This window comes from Gammaproteobacteria bacterium (genome assembly GCA_013816845.1).
Lineage (GTDB): Bacteria > Pseudomonadota > Gammaproteobacteria > DSM-16500 > DSM-16500 > Aquicella.
This window is the reverse complement of record JACDDU010000001.1, coordinates 582358-596915: the sequence shown is the minus strand read 5'-3', so window position 1 is coordinate 596915 and position 14558 is coordinate 582358. Positions and strand designations below refer to the sequence as shown.

Sequence of the window (14558 nt, the reverse complement as noted above, 5' to 3'; positions counted from 1 at the left end):
ATGATTTTAAATAGTGGTATTTTCTTAATAGCACTACTGCATCTGTGGTTTTTTATTTTAGAAGTATTTTTATGGCAAAAACCCTTAGGATTAAAAATCTTTAAACTCGATCAAGCCTTTGCTAAGCGCTCTGCACCGCTCGCAGCTAATCAAGGCCTTTATAATTTATTTTTAACGGCAGGTTTGTTATGGAGTTTAGTTGCTAATCCGCTGGAAGGGTTACATTTAAAATTTTTCTTTTTAACTTGTGTTTTACTTGCGGGTATTTTTGGTGGGTTCACTGTTAGCGTGAGAATATTCATTATTCAAGCACTACCCGCAGCATTTATTCTTGCCTTGCTAAGCTTGAGCATGACTTAAGGTGTCATTTTTACGCTCCAATAAGTTTAACGACCTTTTCTTTAATTCTAATTTAATAAATTCTTTTTTAGACATGCCTAAAGTTTGCTATTTATTATTAGCTTAACACTCACTATCCTTTTCCTTTATCTATTAATATTTAATTAATGTAACTGTTATATCGTAGTTGCAACACTTAGTTATTGAAGGTTCCTAAATATGTTAAGTAACAACAATAATGTTCCTAATGGCTCAAACCCTGTAAAAGACATGTTCCTGGCAGCAGAAAAGGAATTATTGGGCGATCTCCACCAGGACGAGACTATATCAGAGGCCCAAAAAGTTCAAATTTTAAGAGAATATCTTAACGGTATCGGCCCATCAGATACTTGGTTTAGTGAATTAGAAACTTTGATAATTAATTCATCAGAAAAAAATAGAAACGAAATTATAAAACTATACGTCCAGGCCATTAATATTTATAGTGAACTTTTAAATGCAAGAATGGCAACCTTGTTTGTTAATATCGAAAACGAACAACACGCACAAAGCGATTTAGAATTAATAGCTTTATTTCAAATCATGCTTGAGGCCTACCACGGTAAAACATTAGATGAAATAAAACATTTTGCAGTGATAGATCTATTTCAGCTTTTACCCGAAAAAAATAAAATGTTATTTTCTAAAAAAAATATACCCCGGTCGGCAACTCAAAAAGAAATAATACAGATATTACAAATTACTTGTGATCCTCTTCTGAACGCCGAAGAAAAATTTCGTCGATCAATTAAGGCGCTGCTTGCGAGTAGCCTTTACCAAGGACATTTTTTACCTGATTCCCCCAAAGAAAATTCAATCGAGCTAGAACAATTACAATTAATTCTAAGCGCTAGACGAGAGGGAACCCTCACTTTGGATACGATGGCGTGCTATAGTCATCCAACTTTTTTACAGCTGACTCAGCAATTTATTGAGGACAAATTAATACCAAAGAATGAAAATCTTTCCGACTATAGTCAGACTGATTTACAGATCTTGCTATTTAATTTACTGGATGATAAAACCCCCCAGCGATATGCCAAAGTTACAGCAAGCTTTAATAAATTAATTCCAACTGCTTTAACTGATGAAGTTCTCCTATGCTGTAATCAGGATGACCCCGCTTTATTAGTAAAGCTAATTGAAGAAATAGTAATATTAATTTTACGTAAGAAACAATTGAAAAAAATGAATGCAACCAGTCCTTCCTTCCAAAAGACGACGGATTATTACAATGACTTAATCCAGTTCGCTACGGTAAACATACTTTCTGAGCCCCATTTAAACAAACGTCTTTTAATTTTAAATAGATGGGCTATGGTCTTAGATCATTGCTATAAAAATAAAAATTATTTTGGCGCGATAACTTTACTAAATGTATTTAACAGTAATTGTTTAATTCCACTATTTGGATCTAACTATAATTGCTTACATGAAAAATCGTGTGCTTCCTTAGAAGAAATTAATGAAACATTATCACCTACACAAAATTTTAAAAATTATCATCAACGCATTAGTGCAGACACGCATTACATTCCTTTGATAAACCTACTTTCTAGAGACTTTATTTTTTCAAAAGAAAATCAGGAGATAAATGTTGAGCTTTTATTTGTTCGGGATTCCAAAAAAATATATGATATACAACAAAAAGCCGCTGCCCGATACAATCTAAACACTCCGCCAAACGTCATGCGCAGCTTAAATGAGCTGATCATGGAAAGAACTATTATTAAAGTTAAAGCCGCACCCAAAAAAGAAATCACTCACTATGACGCATCCGATCTTGACATGTATGTGGAAGAGGTTCGAGGTAAAGCTTTAGATTCAAAGGGAAATGAAGTTAAACTTCATTTTAGGACTGTTGAAGAATCACAAGAATATAACCAAATTGCTAAAATTATGGATGTTGTTTATGCCCAAGCTAAGCAGTATTCAAATCAAAAAAAGAAGTCTTCATCAGTAAATAGAAATTTGCAATCTTCTGCATCTGGACCGGCAACTTCACCCTTACGTCCAACTTTACCGCCGGTAGTTGTTGAGAGGACCCTGTCAATGAAGAAGTTTAATGCGGATACATCCACTAGAGATGATATGTTAGAAAGCCTTCCACGTGCTAATCAACCAACATTATCCAGAACGGCAAGTGCGCGACAAAATGGTTCCTTATCAAGAGCTACCAGTCAATCCAAAATGAATGCAACGGGTGTGAACCTTGAAACATTGAAAAGCGATGCTGAGGATTACTCTAAAGATTTACAAAGAAAGCCTAGTAAGATTCGCTTTTCAGGTAATTTTGATAAACCTAACACCAAACAAGGTGGTGACCTTATTTTATTAAGTGATAATAATAACAATAATTCAAAACCAGTTGATTTAATGCAAAAAGAAGTAAAGAAAAATAAATCATTATTTAGTTGGTTTAGATCAAAACCAAAAGACCAAAAAAACCACTCACACCTTCAGAAAAGTAAATCTAAGGATGTTGATGGTCCTGATAATTTTAAACTTTTTGTGAGAAGTGGAAGCACGCTTACTTCAAGCACTTTTCAAGACAGTCACGCTGAGAAAAAATTGCGTTCTTCATCTTCATTTAGAAATCCTGGAAAGACGGAAGCAAATAGCCCCTAAAATCAGGGCTATTGAATCCTTCTATTTAACGTATTGAGCGTCAAATCGACGCTCATTCTTTTCTTAATTAAACGAATAAATTAATAGCAAATTCTATGTATTTTTCTCCCGTAAGTGTTAGAATGCGTCTTCTTTGGCCCAAGACTATTGCTTAGCCCTTATATTAGTCAGGACGTATTTAGTGAATTTTAGCTCCTTTAATTTTGATCCACGCATCGTATCTAACATTAAAGCCTTAGGGTACGAATCGCCTACACCCATTCAAAACCAAACAATTCCTTCGATCTTGGAAGGAAAGGATGTAATGGGGTTAGCCCAAACGGGCACCGGTAAAACAGCGGCTTTTGCCCTTCCTATTCTCCAGCGTCTCTTACAAAGCGGAACGCGAGCGTCCATTCGGGCTTTGATCATCGCGCCGACTCGTGAGTTAGCACAGCAAATCCACGATGCCATTATCGAATTAAGTAAAGGTACCGGATTACATAGCGTCACCCTTTATGGCGGCGTCAATATTAAACCCCAATTCAAAAGCTTAGAACGCGGTGTAGAAATTGTTGTTGCCTGCCCTGGACGACTCTTAGATCATATTGAGCAAAGAACCGTTAACTTATCAAAAGTAGAATTTTTAGTTTTAGATGAAGCTGACCAAATGTTCGATATGGGTTTCTTGCCAGACATTCGAAAAATTTTACGTTTCATGCCTAAAAAACGTCAAACCTTACTTTTTTCAGCGACAATGCCGCCAGCGATTCATGACCTTGCTCACGATATCTTACACCATCCCGTGACGGTTAAAATTGGTCACAGTGCGCCTGCAACTTCCGTTGAACAAGTTTTTTTCCCTGTTGAAAAACATTTAAAGAGTGAGTTATTAATTAAAATTTTAAAAGACACGGATACTGATTCAGTACTTGTCTTTACGCGAACTAAGCATACCGCAAAGAAAGTTGCACAGCGTTTAATTGACGCCGGGTTTCGCGCAGCATCCTTGCAAGGAAATTTATCACAAAATAAACGTCAATTTGCGATGAATGGCTTTCGCGATGGTTCGTTACAAATTTTAGTTGCAACCGATATTGCCTCTCGCGGTATTGATGTTAGCCGAATTTCGCATGTTATTAATTACGATATACCGAGCACTATTGAAGCTTACATCCATCGTATTGGTCGTACGGGTCGCGCAGAAAAAGTTGGGGATGCCTATACTTTAATTACCCCGGAAGATAACGCAGAAGTGCGTGGTATCGAACGCGTTCTTGGCAAAAAATTAGAGCAACGCATTTTGCCTGATTTTAATTATAAAGCTATTGGCCCGTCTCGGGGCAAACTCGGCGCTATTCCGCAGCAACGTTTCCACAAAAAACCTGTCAGAGAAAAATAAAATTATTTTGTCAGTGTAGAGCTTCTTAATGCTTGAAGAATTTCTTTAACATCTTTACCAGTGACATGTTTTTGATTCTCCAAACGACGCGCCAACTGCGCTTTAAGTTCTGATAATTCACTTTGAGTCGCATCGGAAGCTAAGGCTAAATTGGACAGGTGTAATTTCATGTGTCCTTTACTGATGCCATCTGTGACTAACGCTTTTAACGCTGCTAAGTTTTGAACTAATCCTACCGCTGCAAGGACACGCGCAAGCTCCCCTGAGTTTTGTAAATTGAGCATGCGCAAACAAATTTTAGTAGCAGGATGGAGTTGCGTAACGCCACCCACGGTGCCTACAACAATCGGGGCCTCCATGACACCATGCAAATTGTTATCCTTCATATACCAACGGGTAATAGAACTATATTGACCAGAGTAGCCAGCATAAGCATGAATTCCTGCTTCCACCGCTCGCCAATCATTCCCTGTTGCAATCAACACAGGATCGATTGCATTCAATACGCCTTTATTATTGGTAGCAGCTCGATAAGGATCCATTTGGGCAAACAAGGACCCCTCTTCAATAGCATTTCCTAATTCAGGATCAATGTTTCGGATAATAACATTAGCCTGAGTTAGTTTGGTATCAGCTAAATTTGAGAGAATACACATGCCAACTTTTTCTTGAGTTAACTCTTCTATGGGTTTTCGTAGAAATTCACACACTTGATTAATAATGTTTGCACCCATGGCATCACGTGTATCGACCATGACATGAATAATCGCCATCATTAAGCCATCACCGCGTGGTATGCGACGGATGGTAATATCACGCACACCACCGCCTCTTTTAACAATCCCTTGAGCCACAGATTCATTGACCATATCGATTAAATGGTCTTTATTAGCTTCAATTTTTTTCCTTACTTCCGTGAAATCTTTCACTCGGGGGAGTTGAATTTGTCCAATACCAAATTCACCCAAGTTTTTAGTGGTCAGTTCGCCCTGATCGCGGATCCACTTTGCAGTTTTGCTTGCGCTAGCTACAATCGATGTTTCTTCAACAGCCATAGGAATAATGTAATCTCGCCCGTCGATAACGAAATTGACAGCAACACCTAACGGAAGCTGAATAAAACCGATAACATTTTCAATCAAATTATTAGCGAGATCTGCACTTAACACATCATGATTTAAAGTCTCAAGATCTTCTCGTGTCAAAAAACCCATTTTAATTAAACGATTTTCACGATCTTCACGGGAAAGTTTTGAAAAGCCTGCAGTTAATTCTATGATTCGATTATGAACTTCCATGGGGCATGATCCCTCGCTCGTTGTTTTATAATTTTATGAATTCTTTTTATGTATGATAATTATAATTCAAATCTAAACAGGAAATATTAGCTCAGATAGAAACACTTAATTACGAATTTAGTCAGTCATTCTCAATAATATAAATGCAAGTCACATTTATTCATCAATAATGATAAAAACTTTCGAATGCTAAGCGTAGCTTTCTATTGAACTTTTCAAAATGTGATTCGCGCCCTCTTTTTAACCTAGTGAATATTATGAATATATTAAAATGTAGCGAAATTAAAATGTTTTATAAAAATGCTATATTTTTATTATGTGTTTTAAAAAAGCTAAAACCAATCGAGGAATTTGATATGAATAAAAAAGGCATCGCTTCAATCGGCATTCACATACCGAGTTTATTCATGCCAGTTGAAGAACTTGCTAGGATTAGAAATGTCGATCCCAACAAATATACCGTCGGTTTAGGATGCAAAAAAATTTCCCTCTGCCAAGATAACTTCGGTATTGTTGAACTTGCAACCGAGGCTGCAAGACGAGCACTCTCTCGCTGGGAAGGTGATTTAAATCAAATTGCGATTATCGCAGTTGGCACCGAAAGCGCTAAAGATATGAGCCGTCCCTTGAGTGCGTGGGTTGCTGACAACCTCGGTTTAAAGGGAGCAGTGCGATCTTACGAAGTGAAGCACGCATGTTATGGCGGCACACTTGCGGTACGACAAGCACTCGAATGGAAACTATCAGGCGTTGCCAGAGATAAAGCAGCACTCGTTATTGCAGCTGACATTGCGCTCTATGAACAAGGAGATCCCGGTGAACCAACCCAAGGGGCAGGTGCAGTAGCTATGATCATCGATGAACCTTTAATCGCTGAAATTGACCCTATTTCTTTTCCTTGGAGTGAACCTGCGTTTGATTTTTGGCGCCCTGAAGGAGAACGTTTTCCTCATGTCGAAGGTCCTCTCAGTCTGACTTGTTATCAAAAAGCGGCTACTCAATGTTTTCGTGCCATGATTGCTGGCCGAGAACCTGAAAAAGTAATTAATGAATTTCAGGCTCTGTGTTTCCATACGCCTTTTCCAAAGATGGTTAAAAAAGCATTTTTTGCTGCCTGCCAAGCTTTAGGGTGGGATGAACAAAAAACTGAAAAAATTTATTCGCTAAAAATTGAACCGACCATGGAATGGAATCGTCAATGTGGTAATGCTTACACTGCAAGTCTTTGGATTGCAGTGGCTAATGCATTATGCGGACTTAAGCGGGGTAAAAAAATTACGGCCTTTTCGTATGGATCAGGTTTTGGTGCAGAGCTATTAACCTTAAAGGCCGGGCCGCTTGCCGAGAAAGGAGCTTGGGCGCAAGATATAGAGAAAGATTTGTCCGAGCGACAAGAAGTGGATGGTAAGCGTTACAACCAAATGCGAAATGCAGAATTAACTCATAAATAAAATGAGTAGATTTAAATGCATTTTCATCACAATCTTTAGACATTAGGATGATTATTAATGCAATATATTGTTAACCTTAATGCAGTCAATTCTTCTCATGTTAAATTAGTTGGTGGAAAAAACGCCTCGCTCGGTGAAATGATTCAATTTCTAACTTCCTTAGGCATCAAAGTTCCTGACGGTTTCGCAACTACTATCGATGCGTATCGTGAATTTCTTAGTCACGGTGGTTTGGATAAAAAAATAACGAAAGCTTGTGCACAACTTAAAGTAAATGATATAGCTGCTTTAGAAAAAACCGCTAAACAAATTCAGCGTATGATTTTAGAAACGCCTTTTCCTAAAGCCCTTGAAGAACAAATTGAAATTGCATATAGCAAATTGAATAACCCTACGGTAGCAGTAAGATCATCTGCAACTACCGAAGATTTGGCTGTTGCCTCATTTGCTGGTCAGCAAGAAACGTTTTTGAATATCAAAGGTTATAAAAATGTTTTACTAGCTATAAAAATGGTTTTTGCTTCTTTGTTTTCTGCGCGTGCTATTACTTATCGTTCCCATCAAGGCTTTGACTTATGTGACGTTGCTATATCAGCCGGTATTCAACCCATGATTCGGAGTGATAAGGGGGTAAGCGGCGTCATGTTTACCTTAGATACTGAATCAGGTTTTGATCAAGTTATTCTCCTCTCTGCCTCTTATGGATTAGGTGAAGCCATCGTTCAAGGCCATGTCAATCCTGATGAGTTTTTTATTTCCAAGCCATTGCTTGAAGCAAATCGCTCAGCCATTCTGCAACGACGTTTGGGAACTAAAGTCATTAAAATGATTTATACACAAGAAAAAAGTTTACGTAAAACGATTAAAACTGTAGCAGTTAAAGAAGCTGATCGCTTACGATTTTGTCTTGACGATAATGACGTTAAGCACTTAGCCCAACAAGCATTAATTATTGAAAAACATTATGGTAAGCCTATGGATATAGAGTGGGCCAAAGATGGCATAACCGGCGAAATTTTCATTTTACAAGCGCGTCATGAAACCGTTCGAAGTAATGCCCAAGAAGAGAATATTATTGAACGGTATTATCTTGAAAAGAAAACTAAAATTATAACGAAAGGACAAAGTGTCGGCCAACGTATCGGCCAAGGTAACGCTAAAATTATTTTAGATCCAAAAAATATGCATGTTTTTAAAACGGGCGAAGTTTTAGTTACCAATATGACTAATCCTGATTGGGAACCCATCATGAAACGTGCCAGTGCCATTGTAACCAATCGTGGTGGGCGTACTTGTCATGCAGCTATCATTGCGAGAGAGTTAGGGATACCTGCCGTCATTGGCTGTAGCAATGCCACAAAACGCATTAAAGAAGGATCAGCTATAACGGTATCGTGTGCGGGTGGACAAGTAGGCTACGTTTATAAGGGTTTAGTTCCTTTTCAAGTTAAAAAAATCTCTATTGATAAGATGCCTGATTTGCCTTTAAAACTCTGTATCAACTTAGGGAACCCGGATAACGCATTTACTACACGATTCCTACCTAACCATGGGGTAGGTTTAGCACGTTTGGAGTTTATTATCAGCAATACGATTGGCATTCATCCCAACACACTTTTAAACTTTAATTTTCTTCCAAAGAAACTCCAAGAAGAAGTTGATAAAAAAACCCAAGCTTATGCTAGTCCAAAAGAATTTTATATTGAAAAACTACGTGAAGGTATATCTACCATTGCTGCGGCTTTTTATCCAAAACAAGTGATATTTCGTTTCTCGGATTTTAAATCAAATGAATACGCTAATCTTTTAGGTGGAGATTTATTTGAACCCAATGAAGAAAATCCCATGATCGGATATCGGGGTGCTTCGCGTTATAAAGACAAAAATTTTACTGAATGCTTTGCATTAGAATGTCTAGCATTTACCCGTGTACGGGACCAAATGGGATTAACAAACGCACAGATCATGATTCCATTTGTCCGAACCATTGAAGAATTGAAGCAAGTTTTAGAGATCATGGAAAAGCATGGTTTAAAACGTGGTAAAAACAATTTGAAAGTTTATATGATGTGTGAAATTCCTTCCAATGTCTTACTAGCAAAAGAATTTTTAAAACATGTAGATGGATTTTCTATTGGCTCTAATGATTTAACACAATTAACACTTGGCTTAGATCGCGACTCGAATTTAGTTGCCTCATTATTTGATGAACGTAATGAAGCCATTAAAATATTATTGCATCTCGCCATCAGTGAATGTTTGAAGCAAGGAAAATATATTGGCATTTGTGGACAAGGACCATCGGATCATCCCGATTTCGCAGAATGGTTGGTAAATGAGGGCATTCAAAATATATCGCTCAATCCTGATACCATTGTTGAAACATGGCTCATGATAGATAAAAAATGTTTTAATAAGAAAAAACTTGTCAAAGTTAAAGAGCTTGACTAATTTTTTTAGAGAATTCTAAGATAACGCCTTGATTCTGATCTTGTGATTTGTTTTGTAATAACGGAAGCCGAAAGGTCGCGGCGAAATTGCCAAACTCCAAGATGGTGAATGATTGTTTTACTACTTTTAATAAATTGAAAATCTCGGGTGATTATCTTTTCATTATCATACTGGAATTAATTAAAGTAAATTTTCAAGTTCGATCTGAATTAAGTTCGGGAAAATCATGTTTATTTTCTGTAAGAAGGTTTTAATGACGTCATGCCTTAAACAAATAAACACGAACATAACCAAAACCATTTTTATTATTAGAATCCACATTTTAAATCGTTAATTTGAATAGGTTTGACCTTACTAGTATTATATAATAAATAACATTGTTTATTGAATTTAAGCAAAAGTACATTCAGTACTGAATAGCTACACCTGATATGACACAAGAAGGTAGTAATCTGAACCCTTCTCGTTATTTGGGATCATAATGATGAAGAGTAAAATTTTATAAAAGTATATTTTAAGTAAAAATATTCAACTTTAAATTAAATTAATAACTACTTAGATAAGATCGTTTTTTAGATTAAACAAGTTAAATGCGACGAAGGGCAACCATTACTTATAAAGGGATAATTAAGCATGGAGACTCCATTAGCAAATAAAGTTGCCCTGGTCACGGGGGGAAGTTCAGGACTTGGTTTAGCAATTGCTTTAGGTTTGGCTAAATCAGGTGCTCAGGTTGTTATTGCATCGAGACGGATTGACGAAGGTAATGCAGCTGTAAAAGAAATTGAAAAGCAGGGGCATCAAAGCATCTTTATTCAAGCTGATGTTTCTAGTGTCCAGGATATTGAAAAATTAATGAAAGCTATTCAAGATCAATTTGGACGACTTGATATTGCGGTTAATAATGCAGGGTTCTCAGGCCCGATGACTCTATTAGATAATTATCTTGAAGCGGACTGGGATAAAGTGATGGATACGAATGCCAAAGGCGTTGCATTTTGCATGAAAGAAGAGCTTCGTATCATGAAAGCTCAAAAATCAGGCGTTATTATTAACATTGCCTCGCTTTCTGGTATTCGTGCAGAAAAAATGACACCTGTATATGGCGCTAGTAAATATGCCATTGTGGGATTAACCCAATCAGTTGCTAAAGCTGTAGCTGCGGATAACATTCGTGTAATAGCTATTTGCCCGGGCCCGATTGATTCTGAAAAATTACAGAAAATGGCTGCCGGGCTTGATTTTCAAGCGATGATTAAACAACGTATTCCCATGCAACGCGTAGCTCAAGCAGAAGAAGTTGCAAATGCTGTAGTATGGCTATGCGGTGATAGTGCCAATTATATTACCGGGATTGCCTTACCTGTTGATGGCGGACAAAGCATTTAGATTTGTTAATGCTCTAAATTAGTTTGATAGCAATCTCCATCTAACTTAGGATGAGTGTGTGCCTTCACTATCAACGCCATTAAACACTGTTTCTCAATATAAAAAATGGTTCATGCTTATGGCTATGTCAATTAGTCTAGGCATGACTTTTATTGATCAAACTGCTGTAGCCATTGCATTACCTAAAATACAAAATATTTTTCACATATCTCCCATCTTATTGCAATGGATTATGAATGCCTACTTGCTAACCCTTGCGGTATTCTTAACCATTGCAGGGAGATTAGGCGACATTTATCAACATCATCGTATTTTTGTTATGGGTCTTATTATTTTTCTCTTCGCCTCCATTGCTTGTGCAATTGCACCTAATATAGGCTGGTTAATTGCGAGTCGTGTTATCCAAGGTTTGGGAGCAGCACTAATGATTCCCAATTCAGTTGTTATTATCATCAATATTTTTGGCCCTGATGAGAAAGGGAAGGCCATGGGTATTTATGTAGGAAGTGCTTTCTTTTTTTTAACCTTTGCATTGATGTTAGGAGGCTTGCTGATTCAGTTCTTTAGCTGGCGAATGATATTTTGGCTCAACTTACCCTTGTCTTGTTTAAGCTTATTGATTGTATATTATTTTTTTGAACCTCTTGCTCACTCTAACGCTAAAGAGAAAATTGATTGGGCTGCATTAATTACTTTGACTCTTGCTTCTAGCATACTTGTTTATGCGATTATGGAAAGTAGCAATATTACGCTTTTCAATTTCATGGTATTGATGTTGATCTCTGCAATTTTTTTTGTAATCTATTATGTTTTAGAACGCCATAGTGATTCCCCTTTTATTGACATTAGTGTTTTCCGAAATAAATTATTTCTCTCAACCACTATTTTGTCGATCGGCATGTCTATTGCACCTGCCATTTTTATTTTTGATGCTATTTTTTATCAGAATATACTTGGCTTACAACCAGCTGTGGCTGGTTTTGCATTTTTACCTAATATAATATTTTTAATGCTTGCTTCTCCTATTGCAGGAAAAATTTATGATTTATACGGTTATCGCACGCCTGTTATTACCGGCTTGCTTTTAGTCATATTAGGATTATTGTGGAAAGCTATCTTTGCTGTTTATCAGAATTATTGGTTTTTACTACCCGGAATAATTTGTTTTAGTGTTGGCGCGCCTTTTATTCAATCGCCAATGAATACAGCAGCTTTATCCTCAATTGAATTAAAACGAAGAGGGACTGCCTCAGGTCTATTAAATGCAGTCAGGCAGATTAGCACCAGTATGAGTTTAGCAATCTTAACCACGATTATCGTTGGAAGTAATCATTATTTATTAACAAAATTTCTCACTGCCAATCAAAAAAACTATCCTACTTTCTCTGTGCTTAAATTGGAAAATTTACTTCAAAATCAAATGGTTAAAGATGTATCGCTGAGTGCCAACGAATTGACTTCGTTGCATCATCATGCTAGTCTAATTTACACGTTAGCATATAGTATTGGGCATTATATTTGTTCTTTTTTCTTATTTATTACCTTATTGCTTATTTTGGGAATTTTTAAACAATTAAGAATAGATGAAAAGGATTTTCATGGATTGGAATAAAACTCTATCCGATATCCTCTCACAATTTTCTGCTGATGTGGGAATGATTCATAGGTTAGAGCAACATGACCACAGTCTTCATTTAATTACTTATATTGGTGAATTCCCTGCCGCTCTCGTTGAAGCCACTAAAATAATTCATATAGACAAAGGTACCATTGCAGCACTCACTGCAAAAAACCAAAAGCCTGTTATTTTCGGTAACTTATCCGTCAACCCTTCAAAAATAATTGTTCCTGCAGAAAGAAATATAGGTATTGGCGGCATGATCTCTGTTCCCATTTTTAATTCCCATAATGTTATCGGTACTTTGGGAATTGGCTGCTTCAATGCACGAAAATTTACTGAACAAGAAGCTAATGAATTAATAACGATCGGTAAAAATCTTGCTAATAAACTCGTTAAAAGTAAGATCACCTATGGTTGATGAATGGAATGAAGTGAAACCAATGCGCGATGTATACAAAACTAAAGATGTAATTGTTAAGAAACTAATCACTTCAGGTTCGGGTCCATCTTCGCGTTCATTACCTGCAGCAGCAAGCATAAAACATCATGTTTACATTTTTGGTGGCGTTAATGATGACTTCAGTCGGGGTGCTGATATTTTCTATAATGATTTACATCAGTTTGATACGCAAAGTAACGTTTGGCATTCGATTCAAGTACAAGGACCTACTCCTTCACCACGGGCATGCATCGCAGCGGTAGGAGATAAAGACACTAATAGATTATTTGTTTTTGGTGGATTTCATTACGGCATTGGATTTAAAGATATAGCAACATTTAATGATTTGTGGGCTTATTTACCTCATGAAAATGTTTGGACCTTATTGCCTCCAGGTCAACATGCGCCTTGCGAACGGGGTGGGGTGAGTATGTGGCTCGATGGATCAATGTTGTATGTTTTTGGCGGTGTTCAAAGTAACACTGAAATGCTTAACGATATGTGGGCTTACGATTTAAAAAATAATCAATGGACAGAACTTATTCCCAATAAACAGCTTGGATCGCCACCTGGCAGATATACAGCTTACAATGATGTAAAAGCTTGGCGTGGTAAATTGATTATGTATGGCGGTGAGGGTGATGGAAAAAAAGCATTTGGCATCATGGATGATACTTGGGAATATGACATACAGTCCAACAAATGGACCAACATTACATCTGCAACTCACAATATGATACCTGCGCGTAATCAAGGCGCTGCTGCCTTAATTGGGGACTTCTTTTTTGCGCAAGGTGGCGATGTTGATGACGAAGAGAGAGCGAACCTGGGTTGTGGCGCACCTTTCCCCCAAAGTCCGGACCATGAATTTTGGCAATTAGATTTGGTAAAGAATCAATGGTCAAAGCTTCAAACAACCGGGGAACCTTTACCTCGAATTAAACGCACTCGGGGGGTTGCAGTAAAAGATAAAATGTATGTGTTTTTAGGTTATGATTTTCAATGTGAAAACGATATAGGCCCAGGACAAATCTGGAACCATGATGTTTTTTCCTTTACTCCTCAATTTGAAAGTGAGACTAACAATGAATGATTATGACCAAATTTTAACAGAAACTGTTGAAAAATTTTCTGCTAATGCAGGGATGATTCATAAGATCGATCCATCTGACAATTGTCTCCATATAGTTGCTTATACGAAAGGATTGCCCCAATCCTTGATTGAGGCTACAAGTATCATTCCTATAGGAAAAGGAATATCGGGCACCACTGCACTTACTAAAAAACCAATCGCAATTAAAAACCTATCAGCAGAAACGCCTGGCTTTGTAAGACCAGCCGCTAAAACATTGGGCCTCGGAGGTATGTTAAGTGCACCGATCTTTAAAGGCGATGAAGTTATTGGAACAATCGGTATTGCAACAGTAAATGAACGTGAATTTACTGAAGAAGAAATTAAAGATTTAGTAAAAATTGCAAATGATTTAGCTAATAAATTATAGATAGCAAAAGGAAGGCTTTG

11 protein-coding genes are annotated in these 14558 nt (G+C 37.1%); 10 read left to right on the top strand and 1 reads right to left on the bottom strand.

What is annotated here, in order from left to right; translation table 11 throughout:
* The 3 genes from H0W64_02750 to H0W64_02740 all read left to right on the top strand — a co-directional run bounded on the left by H0W64_02750 (position 1) and on the right by H0W64_02740 (position 4387).
* Positions 1-360, top strand: a complete 360-nt coding sequence (locus H0W64_02750) for a DUF1304 domain-containing protein (GenBank protein ID MBA3660623.1) — start codon at positions 1-3, stop codon at positions 358-360.
* Positions 361-558: 198 nt separating this feature from the next.
* Positions 559-3006, top strand: coding sequence for a hypothetical protein (locus H0W64_02745; protein MBA3660622.1), 2448 nt, complete (start codon positions 559-561; stop codon positions 3004-3006).
* 181 nt (positions 3007-3187) lie between these two features.
* On the top strand, positions 3188-4387 hold the full coding sequence (locus tag H0W64_02740) for a DEAD/DEAH box helicase (protein MBA3660621.1): 1200 nt from the start codon (positions 3188-3190) through the stop codon (positions 4385-4387).
* Between the two features lie 2 nt (positions 4388-4389).
* Here the strand turns inward: H0W64_02740 and H0W64_02735 are convergent, their stop codons facing one another.
* Positions 4390-5685, bottom strand: coding sequence for a hydroxymethylglutaryl-CoA reductase, degradative (locus H0W64_02735; protein MBA3660620.1), 1296 nt, complete (start codon positions 5683-5685; stop codon positions 4390-4392).
* A gap of 356 nt (positions 5686-6041) precedes the next feature.
* On the opposite strand from H0W64_02735, the gene H0W64_02730 reads away from it, so the two are divergent.
* The 7 genes from H0W64_02730 to H0W64_02700 all read left to right on the top strand — a co-directional run bounded on the left by H0W64_02730 (position 6042) and on the right by H0W64_02700 (position 14538).
* Positions 6042-7136, top strand: coding sequence for a hydroxymethylglutaryl-CoA synthase family protein (locus tag H0W64_02730; protein ID MBA3660619.1), 1095 nt, complete (start codon positions 6042-6044; stop codon positions 7134-7136).
* A 57-nt stretch (positions 7137-7193) separates the two neighbouring features.
* Positions 7194-9587: a phosphoenolpyruvate synthase gene (gene ppsA, locus H0W64_02725; GenBank protein ID MBA3660618.1), complete on the top strand. Its 2394-nt coding sequence runs from the start codon at positions 7194-7196 to the stop codon at positions 9585-9587.
* A 633-nt stretch (positions 9588-10220) separates the two neighbouring features.
* Positions 10221-10976, top strand: coding sequence for an SDR family oxidoreductase (locus H0W64_02720; GenBank protein ID MBA3660617.1), 756 nt, complete (start codon positions 10221-10223; stop codon positions 10974-10976).
* 58 nt (positions 10977-11034) lie between these two features.
* Positions 11035-12588, top strand: a complete 1554-nt coding sequence (locus tag H0W64_02715) for an MFS transporter (protein MBA3660616.1) — start codon at positions 11035-11037, stop codon at positions 12586-12588.
* Positions 12575-13015, top strand: a complete 441-nt coding sequence (locus H0W64_02710; GenBank protein MBA3660615.1) for a GAF domain-containing protein — start codon at positions 12575-12577, stop codon at positions 13013-13015. Before H0W64_02715 ends, H0W64_02710 begins: the two co-directional genes overlap by 14 nt.
* On the top strand, positions 13008-14129 hold the full coding sequence (locus H0W64_02705) for a hypothetical protein (protein MBA3660614.1): 1122 nt from the start codon (positions 13008-13010) through the stop codon (positions 14127-14129). Before H0W64_02710 ends, H0W64_02705 begins: the two co-directional genes overlap by 8 nt.
* Entirely contained in the window at positions 14122-14538 is a 417-nt protein-coding gene (locus H0W64_02700) for a GAF domain-containing protein (protein ID MBA3660613.1), read from the top strand. The genes H0W64_02705 and H0W64_02700 overlap by 8 nt, the downstream gene beginning before the upstream one ends.
* The last annotated feature ends 20 nt before the right edge of the window (positions 14539-14558 follow it).

Coding starts and splice junctions, on each gene's coding strand:
- H0W64_02750 (MBA3660623.1), top strand. CDS start 1: ATGATTTTAAATAGTGGTATTTTCTTAATAGCACTACTGCATCTGTGG.
- H0W64_02745 (MBA3660622.1), top strand. CDS start 559: ATGTTAAGTAACAACAATAATGTTCCTAATGGCTCAAACCCTGTAAAA.
- H0W64_02735 (MBA3660620.1), bottom strand. CDS start 5,685: ATGGAAGTTCATAATCGAATCATAGAATTAACTGCAGGCTTTTCAAAA.
- H0W64_02730 (MBA3660619.1), top strand. CDS start 6,042: ATGAATAAAAAAGGCATCGCTTCAATCGGCATTCACATACCGAGTTTA.
- ppsA (MBA3660618.1), top strand. CDS start 7,194: ATGCAATATATTGTTAACCTTAATGCAGTCAATTCTTCTCATGTTAAA.
- H0W64_02720 (MBA3660617.1), top strand. CDS start 10,221: ATGGAGACTCCATTAGCAAATAAAGTTGCCCTGGTCACGGGGGGAAGT.
- H0W64_02710 (MBA3660615.1), top strand. CDS start 12,575: ATGGATTGGAATAAAACTCTATCCGATATCCTCTCACAATTTTCTGCT.
- H0W64_02705 (MBA3660614.1), top strand. CDS start 13,008: ATGGTTGATGAATGGAATGAAGTGAAACCAATGCGCGATGTATACAAA.
- H0W64_02700 (MBA3660613.1), top strand. CDS start 14,122: ATGAATGATTATGACCAAATTTTAACAGAAACTGTTGAAAAATTTTCT.